The organism is Chryseobacterium fluminis, assembly GCF_026314945.1.
In the GTDB taxonomy this organism is placed as follows: domain Bacteria; phylum Bacteroidota; class Bacteroidia; order Flavobacteriales; family Weeksellaceae; genus Chryseobacterium; species Chryseobacterium fluminis.
The window spans coordinates 3,360,920-3,380,102 of the sequence record NZ_CP111121.1 but is presented as its reverse complement, the minus strand read 5'-3'; the positions used below and the strand labels follow the sequence as shown (position 1 = coordinate 3,380,102).

Here is a 19,183-nt window from a genome sequence, read left to right as displayed (position 1 = left end):
CAGAAACACAACAAATTCCGTATGTTTTTTCCAACATTTAAGGACATCAAATAATTAATATTCAAAATATTAAGGATACTATTACTCGTTATGAATTTTAATAATGTAAAGCAAGTTCAATTGAAGAAAATTTTTATTTTCTCCTTATAAGATAATACATCATTTAATATTGCCAGTTCATGAAAAGATTTTATGAAGGAGTAAATGGGCGCTGAGAATTTGATCTGCGTGAATTATCAAATGGCAGAAAAATTTTAAAATGAGATTAAATATCTGAGTTTTGGCTAAAGCCTAAGTTGATCCTATAAATTTTACAGAATGGGCAAAGCTCGATTCCATTAAACCGTCATGTAATTCGTCAGATTATTTGTGATATTTTTTGTTTAATTAAATCCGACGGTTGGTTCGCATTCAGAATGATACTAAACACTACTTCAAAATTAAATAAACCGCAGTTCAAGCCCCGTCAGTCTGAGCCTGTCGAAGACTATATTATTAATAAAACTGTCTCCTTTTATTTATTGTCTTTGCTTGTATCCACTTGCCTACGGTAATAAAACATAGGAATAATCAGCAGTAAAATCAAAGGCTGAATCACAAATCTTCTCATATAAAACGAGAAAAGATAGCCAATCTCAAATCTGTCAGCAATGCAGTACAGATAAATCGGGAAAGTGATGACAAAAATGATCATCATTAAAATAGCTCCCTGCATCGTCCACTGCCTATTTTTAAATATGAAGTGAATGATGACACATGAGAAAAACAGGTTTAGACCAAATCTGAAAAGATAGCCCAGGATCAGCTTCCCCCATTCAAAAAACGGAAACGGCAGATTTTTATCGACTTCATGGAAGTAATCTAGAAAAGGATCATAAAAGAGGCTTCCTTCAAATGCTCGTACCCCAATGAGCCCGCAGAGCCCTGTGAATATGAAGAACCAATTAAGAATTTTCATTTTTTAAAGCAAAGAGTTTTATCCAGACCAGCCAAAGAACGACCACACTTCCGTAAATAACAGCAGGAAACACAAAATCATGTACTGCTTTCCCATATTGTTTGTAATCTGTCATCACCACATTAAGCCCCACAATACGAAGCAGATTCATTATGTACAGCAGAATAAGCCCTACAAAAGCAAAAATAAAAGTTCTGGAGCCTTTATAAAATGCGAATATAAAGGAGAGAAAAAGTATCATCACAGAAATCGCATTGCATCCTTCCACCATCCGGGTTGCATATCCATTTTTCACGTAAAACCATACCTGCGACCCTGTTACGTCATTGTATAACCGGGTTGGAAAGCCTATAAAATTCTGAATATGTCTTACCTGTCCTGCAATCAGTCTGGAAAACGGATCAAGACCTGACTTCTCAAAAGAATTCAGGTAAAACTGGTAGGCAAAAAGCAATACCAGATACATCATGATGAATCTGAAAAGAATTCCTAAAACCGGCTTAAAGTCCTTTAGCATATGCAAATATAAAAATTAGCTTGTAAATTACTATATTTGTTTCCGACTATGATTTCCGACGACGCAAAAAGATTTTTTGAAAACTTTACAGGTAAAAAGCCATCTGGATTTAAAATTTTAGCTCAAAGCGGCTCTGCCAGGGTTAATTTTTGGGCTAAATCTGACGATCAGCAGTATATTATTACTTATAATGAAAACGTTCAGGAGAATGAAAGTTTTTTATATTACTCTGAAATTTTTTCACGCCTCCACTTAAATACACCTTCCATTTTTGATATTTCTGAAGACAGAAAGATGTATATTCAGGAATTCCTGGGAGAACATACTCTTTCAGAAATTATTTCAGAGGACGGATTATCCGGGAAAACTAAATCTTTAGTAAAACAGACCCTGGAAAAACTGTTCAGACTGCAGATGGAGACCCGCAACGCCATAGACTACAGTAAGACCTTTGAATATGAGAACTACGATGATCTGCCGGTCATTCACGATTTATATTACTTCAAAAACTTTATTGCTGATGTGCTGGAGCTGGAATACCATAAATCTACGCTCCTGAAAGAATTTAAAAACATTGCATCTCTTATTGAGAGTCTTGAACCTAAAGGAATCATGATCCGTGATTTTCAGGCGAGAAATATTATGGTGGATAATGATGACGGGGTTTCATTCATAGATTACCAGTCTGCAATGAAAGGTCCCCTGATGTATGACGTCATTTCTTTCCTGTTCCAGGCCAAAGCCAACTTCCCGGAACATTTTAAAGAAGAAATGCTTACCTATTACATTCAGCAATTCGAAAGTACAGATTACCAGGATCAACTAAGAAAATCGGTGAAACCAATTCAACTGATGAGATTTCTCCAGGTTTTAGGAGCGTACGGTTTCAGAGGTCTGATTCAGAGGAAATCTCATTTTATTTTAAGTATTGAAAAAGGAATCGAAAATATTACGGTGTTTTCCGAAGACTGGGAACAGATGAAAGATTATCCTGAGCTTAAAAAAGTAATCAGGCAATTGAGTTTAAAAAAAACCGCAGTAAAAATTGAAGAAATTTTAAAATATTAAGTGTGTTAATAAATACAGGTCTTTTGACAGAATTCAACCATAGGTTTAATGGTTCAAAATAATTAAAAATAAAAAAAAAATGCTACACATCGATATACACAGCTTTTCGTATAAAAAAGGGGGAATTCCAAAAGATGATACCGGTAACGGAGGAGGTTTCACCTTCGACTGCCGTGGAATTCTGAATCCGGGAAGAGTTGAGGAATACAAAATTCAGACGGGAAATGACATCGGCGTTCAGGAATATTTGGAAACCAAGACTGAGATGCCGAAATTTTTAGAATTGGTTAAAAACATGGTTTCCATGAATATCGACAACTATCTTGAAAGAGGTTTTGAAAACCTGCAAATCAACTTCGGATGCACAGGCGGACAGCACCGCTCTGTTTATTCTGCTATAAAAATTGCTCATTTCATAGAAGAAAAATATGGTGAAAAAGTGGAAATCAGCCTTCACCATGACGAACAGCACCAACTTAATGATAAGTTATGAGACGTGTTGCCCATATCATGCCTAAATCTTCTATGACTCAGTACCAACAATTTATGATTCACATCCTATGAAGGCCTTAATTTTCGCAGCAGGGAAAGGCACACGCCTTAAACCTTTTACCAATCATCATCCTAAGGCATTGGCTAAGGTAAATGGCATTCCGCTTCTGGAAAGGAATATCATGTATCTTAAAAGTTTCGGAATACAGGATTTTGTAATCAATGTCCACCATTTTGGAAATCAAATACTTGATTTTTTAAAGCAGAATAATAATTTCGGCTGCCGTATTGAAATTTCCGATGAGTCCGATGAACTTCTTGAAACAGGAGGTGGTTTGATTTTTGCTAGAAGGTTTCTGGATCATGGGGAAGATTTTATAATCATGAATGCTGATATTCTCACCAATATAAATATCAACAGGCTGGCAGAATATCATAAAAAGATGAAAGATTTTGCTACTTTAGCCGTTTCAGACAGAGAGAGTTCAAGAAAACTGCTTTTCAACGACGACATGGTTTTAAGAGGTTGGCTTAATGTACAGACCGGCGAACAGAGGCTTGCCGAATTCAATAAAGGATTCAGGGCACTGGCTTTCAGTGGCGTTCACTGCATCAATCCTACGATCTTTGAGAAAATAAAAAGAACAGGCAAATTTTCTGTTATGGAAGAATATCTGGATCTGATGCTGACGGAGCATATCCACGGATTTGTACACGACAGCATCCTGATCGATGTCGGGAGACCGGAATCTGTAACAGAAGCCGAAAAACATTTTAAATAATTATTGATGGAAATCAACGGAAGAGACGAAAGCTTAATTAATCCCGAATTTGATATAAATGAGACAAAACTTCATAACAGTCTGAAGCAAAAAGCCTGGGACGAAACCATTACGAAGGACAGCTGGATGGTGTTTAAGGTAATGGCGGAGTTTGTAGACGGCTATGAGAAGCTGGCCAAGATAGGCCCTTGTGTTTCCATTTTCGGTTCTGCAAGGTTAAGGCCTGAAAGTAAATACTACGAGATGGCGGTAGAAATTGCGGAAAAAATAACACAGATCGGCTTCGGAATTATTACCGGAGGCGGTCCCGGAATTATGGAGGCCGGAAATAAAGGCGCGTTCAATGCAAAGGGGAAATCCATTGGTCTGAATATCGATCTTCCTTTCGAACAGCATTTTAATCCTTACATCAATAGATCGTATTCCATGAATTTCGATTATTTCTTTGTCAGAAAAGTGATGTTTGTAAAGTACTCTCAGGGATTTGTCGTAATGCCGGGAGGATTTGGTACCTTAGACGAACTTACTGAAGCGTTGACCCTTATCCAGACCAATAAGATCGGAAGATTCCCCATTGTTCTGGTAGGAACTGATTTCTGGAGCGGTTTACTGGACTGGTTTAAAGAGACCTTATTAAAAGAAGGAATGATCTCTGAAGGTGATCTTGATTTGTACCGCGTGGTAGATACTGCCGATGAAGCGGTGGCCCATATCAAGGCATTTTATGATAAATACTCCGTAAATGTTAATTTTTAATTGGCATATTATTTGTGACCTATAAAAAGCAATCATGATTGTAAATCTATTAAGTAAGATGAAAAGACTTTTATATATCTTAGGAATATTAACATTTTTTATGTTGATGAGTTTTATGAATGTAGACTTTTTCTCTTCGATGACAAAAGTGGATTATATAGATGGAAGCAAGACATTAAAGTTTACCACAAAGATGAATACCAATCATATTTCTGACGCCATAAAAATCAATGCGAATACCGCCGGATTTGAAGCAGAGGTTAAAAAATATGTAAATAATAATTTTGACGTGTATGTAAATGGCTCTCCAAAAACGATAACATTCACCGGAAGTCAGGTAAGCGGAGAAACCGTATGGGTATATTTCGAAACCGGAGGCGTTTCTGATATTAATACCTTAAAGATTAAAAACACGATCCTTTTAAGCGCTTTTCCAAAACAGGTAAACCTGGTTAACATTGCTTATAAAGGAAGCCAGAAGACAATGAGCTTCCAGAGAGGAAAAGAAGTCAATGAAGTTTCTTTCTAACCGAATTAATCTTAAATAAATATTCCCTGTTTCAGTATTGAGACAGGGATTTTTTTATGAAGTTAACCTGCTATCCTTCAAATCCGGGAACGTTCTTCGATAGGATTATTATATAAGATATTTCAAATTTGCTCAGGATATAAAGCAACAGAGCCAGTGGTCAATAAAATGGATAAAGATTATGTATTTACGCTCATTGACGTTTTTATCGCAAGAAACAAAATGCAACGATTTTAAAATAAAAAAGCCGTCTCACAACTGTTTGCACATCTCAAACACAGAAGTCATTTTAAACGATTTATGCTTAAATCACTTTCAAAAGTAGAAATTTAGTTCGGACTACATGCTTAGCTCACAATATAAGAAAAAGAAGTGTCATAAAATGGCTACCACAACTCAATCTAATTTAAAATCGCATCCAATAAAATTAATTACAAAAAAACCGTCTCATTTTACAATGAGACGGCTTCTTTTTCTATTATTCTCGGATTGTGAATCCACGCTATCAAGATTCTTTTTTATACTTCTCCCAAGAGTCAAATACGGCCTCTTTTAATTCTTCAAATGTGCAGTTTAGTAGTAAAGGATTTAGAACTACAGGAGTTCCAAATTTATTATATTGATTTTTAAACAGCACTTTCCAAATTAAATTCTTATTGTTAAAAAATTCTTCTGGATTTTTTAAATTTACAATTATTTGATTAATTTTTTTACTTTTTGTAAATTGTAAGTTTACTTCTTCATTATTTATTTCTATATTAGAAATATCCTTCCATTCAATCAATCCAACGGATGGCATTGTATAATTAGAGTAAATACCTTTTTGATCTATAATTATACCTAATGACTTTTTTAAACTAAGTAGTATTAAAAAAAACATTACTATAGATGCTAATCCAAAAAATACCAAACCAATAATTCCAACAATTTTTATTTTTAAAGGATCTTTTGTTAGGAAATTATATATTTTTCAGGATTGCCAATCAATAAGTTAGAGAGACAAATAAAAACAATTCCTATCAACAAATTTATAAATAACTTACCTTTTTTTATTTTAAATTCTCTATACATAATGCAATTTTTATTCATATGCTTTTTCTACTCCTGTTTTTCCCAATTCTGATCCGCCCCAGCTTCCAAGTGCTCCAAAAATAATACCACCTACAACGGCTCCAGGGACAGCACCTACGCCATCAAGCCAAACTCCGATTGCTGCTCCGGCGGCGGCACCAGCCTCACCTCCTGCAACTCCTCCTGCAACTCCCCTGCAACACTTCCTCATGCAACTGCTGTATTTCTTACCGTTGGTTTCACCTTCTGTCTGATAATCATTGTAATCTTCTGCTACGCAACTTCCAACTTCTAATTAGCAGTAAAATTTAGCAAAAGCCAAGTTGAACAGGCTTTTGCTAAATTATTAAAGAGATTGCTTTTTATACTTTTCCCAACTAACAATAATTGAGTTAATAATATCATTAAAACTGTCAGATAAAGCACTCACATTTATTATAAAGGGAGTCTTATACTTTTCAGTTCTAGATATAAAAAAATGTTTTTGAATTCCTTTTTCTTGATTTTTATAATAATCAATATTTTTAATATAAATTACGATATGTTTAATCCCATTAATTTCTACACTTTCAATACCTATTATATCTTTCCAGTAAATCAATTTGTTAGAATATTGGATTATTCCTAAAAATAAACCATCCTGATAAGAAATTTTTTATTAAAAACGCTTTTTAATATAATGTAAAGTAAAATTAAAGTGCCCAAATTGCCTAAAATACCTACTAAAAATACAGTTACTTCATTTGGCATTAACCAATAAATATATTCAGATGGATTAAAAATAAACAAAGCACTGATATAAGCTACAATAAATAAAATTAGTAAGAGTAATGATATAAAAAGTAAATATTTAGATTTATTCTTTTTGAAAATAATGTCTATCATAATTTTAATATTTATTTATATGCGTTTTCTACTGCTTGTCCTGCATACTCACTCGCAACATATCCAATAGCAGCTCCTACAACAAAACCTATTACAGTTCCTACGCCTGGTGCAACGGAACCACCTGCTGCTCCTGCTAAAGCACTAGTAAGCCACGTTGCACCCGCTCCTGCAACATATCCTGCTGCTGCCCCGTAACTACTTTCGCACTAGCAACTGCTGTGTTATTTCCGTTGATTTCACCTTTTATCTGATAATCATTGTAATCTTCTGCTACGCCATTTCCAACTTCCAACTAGCAGTAAAATTTAGCAAAAACCTGTTCAACCTGGCTTTTGCTAATAAATTATTAAATAGATTGCTTTTTATACTTTTCCCAAGAATCAAATATAGCTTTTTCAAGTTCTTCAAAACTACAATCTAAATCTCCCGAAGAAATTATATGAGCTGTCCCTATAGAGCTTTTATTCATATTGTATAGAAAATAATTTATCCCTTTTTCATTGTTTTTTGATTCTCTCAAAAAAATACCAACATAATTATTGTGATTATATCTAATGATTTCAATCTTATCAATTTCTTTCCATTTTATCAATTTGTTTTTATAAAAAGAAAAACCATTAAATATTCCATTTTCATCTATTTTTAATACAGCGTCCTTTCTAAATAAAGTTTTTATAATTAAAAATAATGCTAGTAAGCAAGCTAAAATTCCAAATACAGAAAATACAATGACGGCATTTTTCGTAGGTAATAGAAAGTAAGTGTGTTCTGATGGATAAAGCAAAAACTTAAATATTAGAAAATACATCGTACACAGTATCAATACTATTACTACAATAGTTTTAAAATAATTTCTATTTTTATTAATTATTCTCATTATAATTCAATTTTATTCATAGGCTTGTTCAAGTAATTCTCCAGCAGCCTCACTTGCAAAATATCCAACAGTAGCTCCAACAGCAGCTCCTAAAATAGTTCCTACAACAGGAAAAGAAGAACCCATTATCGCACCATAAGCAGCTCCTGTAGCTACTCCAGCTGCCCAACCCACAGCTGCCCCTGTAGCTACTTTTGCACTAGCAACCGCTGTATTCTTCCCATTGGTTTCTCCCTTTGTTTGATAGTCATCATAATCTTGTGATATTCCATCACCAATTTCTACAGCACCTAAAACTACAGAAGCTACAATAGAGCCTTTTTTCAAAAACTTGGAGACATTCATTGTTCTTACGCGAGCTCTCCCTCCTCCTGTCCAGTTGCTGCTATAATATCTAACATTAACCCTGTTGTAAAAGACGCCATCAAATTGTCTGTTTCTAAGAGTAGAAGTCCAAAAACCAATAGAACCTCCCTGATTGGGTCTGTGGCTAATGATATCGCCTGTATCTCCAATTCTGTCGTTGAAAAAATTAAGATAATCTAATGTTCCGCTCTCGCTTTTCTTTCCAGTTACAGCCACTTCCTGTATTTGGATTTCTCTTTCAGCGGTGTTTGTCTCAGGACTATAGACGTATGTATTGTTTTGATCATCAATATATGGCTTAAATTCTGGTGTGTTTGGACAGGTAGGACAAGTTGCAAGAGCGTCTCCGGTTTCTTCAAATAATCCTTTAGGGTCTTTAAAATATACAGGATTATTAAATGCAAAACGATAAGGTGTCCAACCGGCAATGACTCCTGTTAAAGGATCCATAACGCCAAATCTTCCAATATCGGGCATATATTGTCGCCAATCCATTCCGTACATTCCCGTCTCCTGAAGTTCCTTCCCATTGTATTTATAATTCTGATAACCTCCTAACAGTCCCTTAATTCCTCCCACATGGTTTAACCCAAACGGATAATAATCATTCGTATCGGTTATTGTAAGAATTCCTTCGCTGTCTTTTGTAAAGCTCACCCGGGCATTTCCTAAATGATCCCTGTACTGGTAAATATAACGATTTTCCGTAAAGCTGTAAAATCCTTCTGAAGTAGGGACAAAATCCAGCTTCCACTCAGCAGTGCCAGGAAAAGGATCCGGCGTTATCTCACCAAATGCCCTCTGCTCAAAGGCGACACTGGTTCGGCACCAATCACAAGGAGCCACGGTCTCACTGAAGTTATAATGAAAACCATCCAGATAATCTGTGACTGTATGGGTAACCGACTGTCCTTTCCCCCCTCCGCGGGTATAGGTGTTACGAAGCTTTGTACCATCAGCCCGATACAGATAACTCAATCCGAAATTAACGGAGGTCCCAAACGGATCCTGCTGGGTGATCGAATAAGAATCAGGCAGGCTCAAGTAATTATAAGCAATACTCTGGATACCTTTATCTTTCATATTGATCATATTTCCGTTCAGGTCGTAGTCAATGGTATTTCCGCCTCCCTCATACCCTGATGGGTTCATGGTAGCATCGGTCACTGACGTCAGCTGGTTTCCTGAATACTGATAGGTCAGGATATCAATTCCCTCATACCCACCAGATGGATTTTTAGCATTTCTCCACAGATTTGTAATATTTCCATTGAGATCATAAGCCGCTTCTTCGCTGTAAAAATGATTTTGAGGCACCGAAGTCATTGGCTCGCGGTAATGGGCCATGGTCAGTCTGTTCAGACCATCATAATTGTAATCGTATCTTTTTAAAACCCCGTCATTGGAATTCTTCCAGTCGATTGTAAGAATATTTCCATTATATCTCCCTCCTGTAATAGAACTCGTCGTTGGCGTCTGATATTTCATTTCATATCCGAATAATTTCCCGTTGAGATTAGCCGGATCATTGATTTTGGTCATCCACCCACGGATATTATAAGCATAATCGATGCTCTGAAGATTATTCCCTACTTTTTTATTGGTCAACTGGGAAAGTTCGTTGTACGTATTTTCAGCCAGTAATTCCCCAGGGTTATTGCCTACATAATGCCAGTGTTTTTTTACCCTGTTCTGATGATCGTATTCAAAGACTTCGGCAATACCGGTTTCGGGATCTCCCGCCAGTCTTTTGTGATAGGTATTGGTCTGAAGAACAGCACCAGCAAAATCAAGTTTATGATTGACCACCGTATAGCCTCCCAGATGATTATCACTCTTTGAGCCTATACTTCTTCCTTTGGTATCATACCAGATGTAGGTTTTGGTCCAGCTGTCGTCTTCGATATTTTTGATATAACTGGCTACCGGTAATCCTTTCGTAGATACGGCATTGGAATGGTTATCAGTCAGAAACTCCTGTGAGAACACATTGGTGACAGCGGGTGAACCGGCGGGATACGTATCATAATAGGTAACCGTGAGCGCTGTATCAAAATACGGGAAACTGTCATTGGAATAGTAGATCTGCATCCCGTTTTTTGTAAAACCGGCTGCATCTCTGCGCTCTGTAAGAATAAGATTATTCCCAATGACATTCTGCATATCGTTTCGGTCGGTCCCCGAAACACGCCCTGTGATAATGGGTCTTCCAAACGAGTCATACTTGGTAAAAAGCCACTTTCCGGCAGCGCGCATTACAGCATCCTGCGTAAAAATCAGGCGGTCCGCTTTATCATACACCAGGTGTTCCCAACCCTTGCCCGGGACCTTCTTTTCCACGAGTCTTGCCCTGCCGTCGTACCGGTACTGATAACAGAGATCATCCATCACAGTGTTGAGGTCTGTAGCGACGGCTGCTTTCGGAGGGATCACAAATGCCAGCTGATTATACTCATTGTATACATAATAGGTATCCACTTTTTCGGTTCCGTTGATTTTTCTGACTAAAACGACCTGGCCCTGACCGTTTTTAAATTCAATGGTTTTGTTTCCGTCTTCATCGGTGACCGTATTTTTATACAGCTGGTTGGCTCCGTAATTTCCGGTATAACTGATCGTAGATTTGGTCGCATTATTGTCCCAGGTGGTCGTAGTGGTGTATTTAACCACTTCATCGGCTAGTACATTGGCATCATAATCAAATTTCACCGGCTTGTTGCTCCAGTCCGTTCCCACCTGGATCTGCTGCTGAATACGGTCTAACGGAGAGTTTTCCAAAACCTTTTCCGCATAGATCTTTTCTGAGCCGTAAGACGCAGAAGCATTGGCAAGTGGCGTCGGGAAAATAGCCCCGTTTAAGGTTTGGGATTGTGGGATGGGAAGATAATCTTTGGTCTGCCTTCCGAATCCGTCATATTCAATAGGAGTCACCACATCTTTTCCCTGTGGTGAGGCTTTGACATTCACGATCTGTTTTGGCCGTCCCAGGCCATCGAAATACTGGACGGTGTTAATCTGTTTTGCATCCGGACTGGATGTTGTAACAGGCTCTAGATAGGTTCTGGACTGGATATAATTTTCTGTAGGACTCGGCGCATTCTGTGCATGAACTAAACCGGAAAGAAGCAATGTGGCTACTGGTATAATTATTTTTTTCATGATTTGTTTTATTTATCGTATTCAAAATTAAGGGTAGCTACACTTCCAGATGAACTTCCGCTTGAATATAACGTTACTCCTCCGCTTGGAGCTATAGAAATACTCCATCCGTTAATGCTTATATTTTTATAAGAATTGGGTCTGCATAGATCCTGAAGTGTTCCGATAAATACTCCCCCAGACCAATGTAAGTTGGGATCATTGACCGGTATGCTTATAATGGCTTTTATATGATTGGCTGATGTTTCCTGAAAGGCCGAATAATAAATAGAAACGTTATAAGAGGGTGTAACTGAACACACATAAGGTTTACACACTCCATTTGTGTTAGCATAAGCTTGTCCGTTGGCATTGATATCGTTCTGTGCTTTCTGGTCAGCATCCGCCTGGCTTATTTCTGAAGTATATTTTCCTGAAGGAATTTTATACACTAGAGGTTCTGTTAAAGTACTTGGCCCACAATTTTCTTTAGTGAATGCTTGACTTTTCTGGATGTTATAATATTTTTTCGGAGTATAATTAAATGTAAATTCTTTTACAATATTATTATTAATATCAACAATTTTTTCAAGTCTGTTTGAAGAATCATAGATATAGTTTTCTCTTATTCCTGATGGAGGTGTAATGCTTGTAATTCCAATTAACGGATTGTAAGTGTAAGTAGAAATCTTAAAGTCCTTTAATTCAGATTTGTTTCGAAAAGTATTAAGTTCAGATATCAAAGTGGATTCGGAATTGTTATCGATATCAAGGTTAGATTTGTCTACAATAGCCAATTGTAAATAAGAATTGTTATCACCTGAATTCAGACCAAAAGCTTGCATTACCTGAAGATAAGTTGCCCCTTCAATAGTAGCAATAGGTAGAGTTTGATTATAACCCCATATAGTTGTTGTGGGAATTCCTGATTTACTTGTTTGTTGAATAAGATTAACCTTATTATCATACAAATCAAAAATAGAATTATCCTCTGTTTGAGAAACGGGTATTTTATAGCTGTTAAAATCAAATGTCGAATTTAATAAGGAATTTCTCGTTTTCTTTATCGCATAGGCGCCAGATACAAGAGATGTAGTTGGAGAAAAAATGTTTTCTTTTAATAAAAACTTGTTATCATTATTCTTAGCAATTTCTACAACAGGCGTAAAAACATTTTTATAGTGAAGTTGCTGATAGGTAACATTTTGCCCACCAACAATTGTGATATTGTCATTACAGCTTACACAGGGATTTTCATTATACAAATCAATTGGATAAAGATACCTATTAATACTTGTCCCCAATATTGTATTATGCATAATTTCTTTAGGATAAGGATACCATGTGTAATCTTTACTAGTAGAAGATCCTTCATTATACTTTTTCAGAATTTTATCCAGATAGCTAATATTGTTGACCGTCTCCACGACCTTGTTACCAAAATATTCCCGAGTTATTTTGGAACTTAATAAATAAGGTATTACAGGTACATACATCGATTGGACGAATGCTGAATTATGATCACTTGTATATACATAGTAATTCAGATCGGAGACCTTACAACCTGCACAATTTTGTACTAAATCTAAATTTGGAAGCTTAGAAAGAAAATTAGAATATTTATATATTATTTCCTTTACTTTAATATTATCTTTATTATAGATCTCCTCTCTTAAAATTTTTCCTCGTTCATTAGCCTTGGAAAGATATTTCCTATCAATTTCATCCCAACTCTCCCAACCATAGATACTAAAATGAGAGCCGGGATATACTTTACTGGCCAGAGAATCCGGATTTGTAATCCTATCACTAAATTTGTAGTTTTTAAAACCCTTATTAGTTACTATTTCTTTGACATTACTATAATGTAAGGAATTTTGAGAATAAAGATTAGTAGCTAAATTCTTAAAACTTTGCATGTCAATTCCCTGTATGTACGTCTTAGTTACTTTTCCATCCAGTATTCCTGACGAAGTATTGTCATCATTTTTATAAGTATATAGAGTTTCTATATTATTTCCTGAAAGATCATTTTCTATTTTCTTATAAAGTCTAGGCGAATTAGTAGTTCCATTGTTATTAAACAATACTGGTTTTCTAGTATTGAAATCGATATTATATTCTTTTGAGAAATCACCATGCTCATAAAAGAAAGTTGAAGTACCTTTTGTAGGGAATGTCACTGTTTTCAGCATTCCTGTATCATATACTGACTGATCTTCAGATAATGGAGTATAGAGCATTATATCATAATTAGAAGCATCATAAGTCATCACCCCGTTCCAATAACCTAAATCATTTGTTAAAAATTCATTATAAGGGGGAAATTTAGTTGTATTATAATATTCAAAATATACATTTTCACCAACATTACTGGTAACATTATTGAGGAAGGTGCGTTTGTTGGTTGAACCATAGTCTTCATAATTCAAATTAATTTTTTTTATTAACTTATTTTTTCTTTTAATTTTAATTTCACTCAAATATTTATTAGTTAATTCTAAAGGATTCTGTGTATCAATGTATGAGTAATGAACTGTCACGTCATTTATAGTGATACTGTCTAACATGGCTTCTTTTGTATAAGTATCTAATTGTGTGTTAACATTTGTATATATTCCAGAACTTCCTACGAAACTAACTGTTCGCCCATATATTCTTGAATGCTTTATATTTAGATTATTGATATTTAAATCTACTTTAGTAGGAAAATTTGAACCTATATCACCAGAAGGCTCAAAAGTATATGCAGAATTGCCATTTCCTCTAAAATTATTAAGAATAGAATGATTCGAAACCTTATAAAAGCCATTTATTACTGTCCCATCATTTAGTATAACTTTCTTTAGTAGCCAAGAGTCAATATAATTTGTCCTCTTTATCTCATTTCCAACGCCTATATAATCATTATTAGAATAATTTAGATATGATTGACTGAAATTAATATCCAGTTCATTCAGACCTCCCCCAAAAAAATATTGATTTCCTTTATCATCTTGAATTATAATCTGTGAAGCTGCCACATTTTCAAAAATATTATAACATTTTGAATCAATTGAAATTTTTAATGAAGCATTTTCACTATAAACAATTGGTTTACCCTCATTATCGATAATAAAATATCCTTTATATCCTAGGAAATCAAAATAAAATTTATCTGGTTCATAATCTTTATAATGACTTAAATAAATTTCACCTCCAGCCCCTATCGTTTGACTCTTATAACTTGTATTGGCTGGATCATTTAAAATATTTTTTTTATAAATATTTTGTCCAAATGATGAAAATATACAATCATTTAACCTATATGGTACACTGGTGAGATTCCAATTAATTACGGAACCAGTTAAAGGTGCCAATCTTAAAATGTTAAGTACTGTTGGATCAATACGATGTTGCTCTCTAGTAATTTTCCCAAATTGTTGCATATTCCAGTTAAGTCCTACATAACTTGGCATCATGTGAGGAACGAATCCTCTTGATTCATATGATAAACTGTTACCTAATTTAAATTTACCTTCTGTTATCTCAAAAAGAGGAACTTCTAAATTTACAGTTCCAGAATGCAAATTAATATTTTCGTTGACACCTCTAATTAATGAATAACTTTCGGGAGGTTTTGTTTGGGTTAAATAGAGCAAGAATATATTTAGAAAAAATAGTATATTTAATTTTTTAATCATTTCAAGTAATTTTATTTTTTAATTAATTTAGCGTTAGCGGTATTATCCGTATCCGTTTTTATGACTACCAGATAAGCACCTTGAATCAGATTCTGTGTATTGATCTTAGTCACCTTATTCTTGGTTTTCAGACTCTGCAGCTGTCTTCCGCCCATATCATACACTATAATCTCCGCATCCGTGAAATCCATCCCAATCTCTACGTATGCATAGTCCGACACCGGATTCGGATAGATCTTAATATCCTGTTTCTCGATCAGCTGATCAATCTGCTGATCACCCAGCTTTACAATTTTCCAGTTCTCTTTTCCTAATTCCTCAGCGCTGGTGCCTGCCAGGATAATGGAGCCGTCCCTGTTGAGCTTAATATCAGATAACCTTTCCTCTTTTTTAGAAGACTGACCTTTCACATGCTTTCTCCACTGCTCATTTCCGTTCTCATCCAGATACAGCATCCAGAATTTTTCATCATCGGCCTCTATCCTGCCTTCCGCCTGGGTATAACCTCCTAATAAAATCCCTGTCGTAGAGTCTTTATTCTTTTCTCCTTTCTCTTTTTTCTCAATAACGCTCATTCCCATCAGCACATCCCTGTTTTTAAAGTTGTAGGACTTCTGCCAGACTTCTTCTCCCCTGTTATTTAAAGAAATCAACCATACATCCGTTCCTTCGGTGATCCCAACGGATTTATTTCCTGATCTCTCCGATCTTGATTCTCCTCCAACGATATAGCCGTTAGAAGTCAGTGCCAGGGTTCTTAAATGGTCATCCCCTTTCCCGCCGAAGTTCTTTTCCCATTCCACTTTTCCGTCTTTGGAAAGTTTTATGATCCAGTAATCGCCTTCCCCGAAGTTTTCGGTCTTCTTGGAGCCTCCGGCTGCACTCCTGGAATATATCCCTAGCAGTGCACCTCCATCTTTTGTCGGGATCATTTTCTCCACTTCATCCAGTCCTTTCCCTCCTAAAACGATCTGGGATAATTCTTTCCCGTTTTTATCGAGTCTTACCACCAGAACGTCTTTCGATCCGTACCCTTTAGCTGAGTTTTGGACGTTTCCTGCAACGAAAAATCCCAGGTCAGTCGTCTGGATCACCGCTCTCGCCTCTTCATCAGAAGCGGTGCCAATCGTTTTTTGCCACATTTCTTCAGCAAAAGGACTAATTCTGACCAACCATATATCGGATCCTCCTTTCGAGTCTTCTTTTTTATCCAATCCTTTTCCTGAAAATGAAGTTCCCGCCAAAAGAAAACCACCTTCCTGCGTAGCAACTGTTGCCGATAAAAAATCGTGATTCTGTCCCGAGAAATATTTTTCCCAGACTTCTTCGCCTTTTTGGTTGAGTTTAACTAAATGAAATTCATAGCCCTTGTTCTGTTTACCGCCTCCAGACGGTATCTTCGTACTTTGAATGCTGCTTCCCGAAATTAGGTATTGCCCGTCGATGGTCGTAGTGACCTGGCTCAGAAAATCCTGGGTGTTGGATTGGATGTCTTTCTGCCAGATTACTTCCTGGGCAGAAAAATTTAAAATAGTGCATAAGAAAAATGCACTCCTGTAGAGTTTTTTCATATTCGTATTGATTAATGATTTATTTTACTGATGATGGTGGATGGATGGCGATGCCGCAGAAAGGCATCCCTCTTAAGGTAATTTTTCATCGTTATAATTTTTTTTGTGTTGTTTACATGGTAAATATAATTTTAATTATTGTTCCGGCCAAGAGATTTATGCTTTTTCTTCATCATAACGTATTGATTTTTATTATGATTGGTAAAAGTAGTGCTGCCCGGCGACAAAATAAGTCGTGTTAAAATAAAGATGCTAAAAATTCTGTAAAAGTCGCGATACCAATAAGAAAGGCGAACTACAAAGTCCGCCTTTTCTTTATCATTTTAAATGCAAATTATTATTGCGCTTTAATTTTGAAATCATCAATCTCCCATGTTGCAGAGGCTGAAGTTGTAGAAGTATACTTAAAAGCAATTCTCACATTTTTACCTAAGAAAGCAGCTAAATCTACATTTCCGGAACTTACCCAGTCTCCAAATGCGGCAGTATTGGTATCTAAAGTCGCCGGTAACTGTACCCAGGTGGTTGTCGCCGGATCTCCTGTATAGTTCTCCGTGGCATAGACCTGTAAAGCATTTCCTGCATATCTAACGTCAGTTGTAAAGTTCACAATTGCTTTTGTTTTTCCTGCTAAACTTACCGATTTAGAAATTAACCAATCTTCATTGGCATTGCTTGATCCTACAAAACCATTCATTACTGCATAATAATTAGTCCCGTTTCCTTGGTTTGAAGTCGTCCAGACCTGAGGTCCTAAAACATTTTTTACCGTCCAGTCTGCGCTGAATCCTCCGTTTGCAAATTCGTCACTATAAATAGTGGCTAATGGATTATAAACCGAACCGTCACACCTAGGATTGGTGAATACTATATTATTTAACTGAGGAATCCATAACTGATAAGTGTTATTGAATATGCTTACGATAGCATAAATATCTCCTCTGCCCCCGGCAACTTCAATAGTACTGGCAGCTTTCAGTCCAAAAATAGCACGGCCGCTTGTCCTTAATGTTACGGTATTCCCTGTACAATCTTTTAAAGTTCTGTTCGATGTAGCCGTACCATCTGCATATGTTTTTCCGAGATCCCCATCTATAAACTCAAGATCTTTGATTTTGATCCATCTTCCGACATCTCCTGAACTTAGCTGGGAGATTGTTCTTTCCGTAGCCACGACGGATTTTGCAAGGGTATTATTATCAAATAAATATTTATAAATTTCTTCATCTTTAATTCTGTAAGCGACTGCAGAAGAGGAATCATTAGAACCAATCTGAAGCTCTCCACTTACATTTCTGATGTATAAACCTTTTAATTTGATATTGAGATCTTTTCCTACCTTAAACCTGTTTTCTAAAAACAGGTCAGCTCTGTTGATATTCACTCTAATACCTCCGGTAGCATCTTCCACATACAGATATTTAAATAAATTTCCGGTTTCATCATTAGCGGTTATCTGTGCTCTAACGTAGAAATCACCTGTGATCTGAACCAGCCCATTAGGAGCCAATCCAGCTGCGAGTTGTTTAATATCTGCAACGGATTTAGCCGTCAGCCCTGTCTCACTGAAGTTGCATGGGTTTTTTGTCTGACCATCCAAACGAGGAAAATGCTCATCTATTCCATCACCATCTTTATCTCCCTCCATGTTCAGGTCTGACACCTTATTAATATATAATTGATAAGCTGAATTGTACTTGCTGTAAATTCCCAAAAATGTTCCTTTACCTGCAGGAATAGTCTGGTTGGCAAAAGATGCATATCCACTATTTCTTACGATTGCTGTTTTCAGATATCTTTTATTTGCTGCATCCCATCCTTCACCGATAGTCTTATCAACAGTCTGTCCGTTTGGAGCAAAAGTTGTACAAAGAGCCCTTCCGTCAAATTCGACATTGTTCACCTGTATTAAACAACCGATAAGATTATCATTGGCTGTCATCATTTCTGTCATGGTTAATACTTTCGGAACAATATTCGCTCTGATATTACAGTCTCTGAAAATGTGGTTCGGAACTTCCTTTTCTAAAATTCTTGTTCCGGCAGGAGTAATCATCCCTAATTGCTTCACACCTCCATACGTACTAATCGCAAGATCCTTAACTTCAATATAAACTTTAGATCCCTGTGGAAATCTGGTATAAGTACTTACCATATCCAAACTTACGGTTAATCCTTCTGTTGGGTTTACAGGAGCATCCTGTATATAAAGCGTTTTATAAATATTTCCGGACTCGTCTGTAGATGAAACATATCCCTCGATGTAAGCTTTTTCTGTAATGGTTACATTCTGAGGTTTTGCTTTTAAATCTGCCAATGACCATTTTTGAAAATTGTTTTCAGGCTTGGTGTAATAATCAGCAGTTCTGCACTGATAATTTTCAAGATCAGGCTCATTATATTTATCATCGTGCACACAGCCTGTAATAAATAAGGCCGAAACGATAATAAAAATATAGTTGAAAATTGAATTATATTTTTTCATAA

Annotated in this window: 16 protein-coding genes; 5 read left to right on the top strand and 11 right to left on the bottom strand. The window is 36.0% G+C overall.

The annotated features are described in order from the left end of the window. Positions 1–514: 514 nt before the first annotated feature. Positions 515–958, bottom strand: a complete 444-nt coding sequence (locus ODZ84_RS15465; protein ID WP_266173321.1) for an exosortase F system-associated membrane protein — start codon at positions 956–958, stop codon at positions 515–517. After that, positions 945–1,475, bottom strand: coding sequence for an exosortase family protein XrtF (xrtF, locus tag ODZ84_RS15460; RefSeq protein ID WP_266173320.1), 531 nt, complete (start codon positions 1,473–1,475; stop codon positions 945–947). The genes ODZ84_RS15465 and xrtF overlap by 14 nt, the downstream gene beginning before the upstream one ends. 48 nt (positions 1,476–1,523) lie before the next feature. On the opposite strand from xrtF, the gene ODZ84_RS15455 reads away from it, so the two are divergent. The 5 genes from ODZ84_RS15455 (at position 1,524) to ODZ84_RS15435 (ending at position 5,102) form a co-directional block, all read left to right on the top strand. Next, positions 1,524–2,543: an aminoglycoside phosphotransferase family protein gene (locus ODZ84_RS15455; protein ID WP_266173319.1), complete on the top strand. Its 1,020-nt coding sequence runs from the start codon at positions 1,524–1,526 to the stop codon at positions 2,541–2,543. Between the two features lie 79 nt (positions 2,544–2,622). After that, entirely contained in the window at positions 2,623–3,036 is a 414-nt protein-coding gene (locus ODZ84_RS15450) for a RapZ C-terminal domain-containing protein (protein WP_408612345.1), read from the top strand. 67 nt (positions 3,037–3,103) lie between these two features. Then, entirely contained in the window at positions 3,104–3,817 is a 714-nt protein-coding gene (locus tag ODZ84_RS15445; RefSeq protein ID WP_266173318.1) for a nucleotidyltransferase family protein, read from the top strand. Between the two features lie 6 nt (positions 3,818–3,823). Beyond that, a complete protein-coding gene (locus ODZ84_RS15440) occupies positions 3,824–4,573 on the top strand; it encodes an LOG family protein (RefSeq protein ID WP_266173317.1) in 750 nt (249 codons plus the stop codon). A gap of 58 nt (positions 4,574–4,631) precedes the next feature. After that, on the top strand, positions 4,632–5,102 hold the full coding sequence (locus tag ODZ84_RS15435; protein WP_266173316.1) for a DUF6702 family protein: 471 nt from the start codon (positions 4,632–4,634) through the stop codon (positions 5,100–5,102). Positions 5,103–5,607: 505 nt separating this feature from the next. Here ODZ84_RS15435 and ODZ84_RS15430 read toward each other — a convergent pair. The 9 genes from ODZ84_RS15430 to ODZ84_RS15390 all read right to left on the bottom strand — a co-directional run bounded on the left by ODZ84_RS15430 (position 5,608) and on the right by ODZ84_RS15390 (position 19,181). After that, positions 5,608–6,069, bottom strand: coding sequence for an STM3941 family protein (locus ODZ84_RS15430; protein WP_323136937.1), 462 nt, complete (start codon positions 6,067–6,069; stop codon positions 5,608–5,610). A gap of 114 nt (positions 6,070–6,183) precedes the next feature. Further along, a complete protein-coding gene (locus ODZ84_RS15425) occupies positions 6,184–6,384 on the bottom strand; it encodes a hypothetical protein (RefSeq protein ID WP_266173314.1) in 201 nt (66 codons plus the stop codon). A gap of 135 nt (positions 6,385–6,519) precedes the next feature. After that, the gene (locus ODZ84_RS15420) at positions 6,520–6,774 is read right to left on the bottom strand and encodes an STM3941 family protein (protein ID WP_266173313.1); all 255 of its coding nucleotides are present in this window, start codon (positions 6,772–6,774) and stop codon (positions 6,520–6,522) included. A 420-nt stretch (positions 6,775–7,194) separates the two neighbouring features. Next, complete coding sequence (locus tag ODZ84_RS15415) at positions 7,195–7,353, bottom strand: hypothetical protein (protein ID WP_266173312.1); 159 nt, start codon at positions 7,351–7,353, stop codon at positions 7,195–7,197. A 54-nt stretch (positions 7,354–7,407) separates the two neighbouring features. Then, a complete protein-coding gene (locus tag ODZ84_RS15410; RefSeq protein ID WP_266173311.1) occupies positions 7,408–7,938 on the bottom strand; it encodes an STM3941 family protein in 531 nt (176 codons plus the stop codon). 12 nt (positions 7,939–7,950) lie between these two features. Further along, positions 7,951–11,463, bottom strand: a complete 3,513-nt coding sequence (locus ODZ84_RS15405) for a DUF6443 domain-containing protein (protein WP_266173309.1) — start codon at positions 11,461–11,463, stop codon at positions 7,951–7,953. 8 nt (positions 11,464–11,471) lie between these two features. Continuing rightward, positions 11,472–15,125, bottom strand: a complete 3,654-nt coding sequence (locus ODZ84_RS15400; protein ID WP_266173307.1) for a DUF5977 domain-containing protein — start codon at positions 15,123–15,125, stop codon at positions 11,472–11,474. 11 nt (positions 15,126–15,136) lie between these two features. Then, complete coding sequence (locus ODZ84_RS15395; RefSeq protein ID WP_266173306.1) at positions 15,137–16,696, bottom strand: T9SS type A sorting domain-containing protein; 1,560 nt, start codon at positions 16,694–16,696, stop codon at positions 15,137–15,139. Between the two features lie 337 nt (positions 16,697–17,033). Then, positions 17,034–19,181: a DUF5689 domain-containing protein gene (locus ODZ84_RS15390; protein WP_266173305.1), complete on the bottom strand. Its 2,148-nt coding sequence runs from the start codon at positions 19,179–19,181 to the stop codon at positions 17,034–17,036. Between the last annotated feature and the right edge of the window lie 2 nt (positions 19,182–19,183).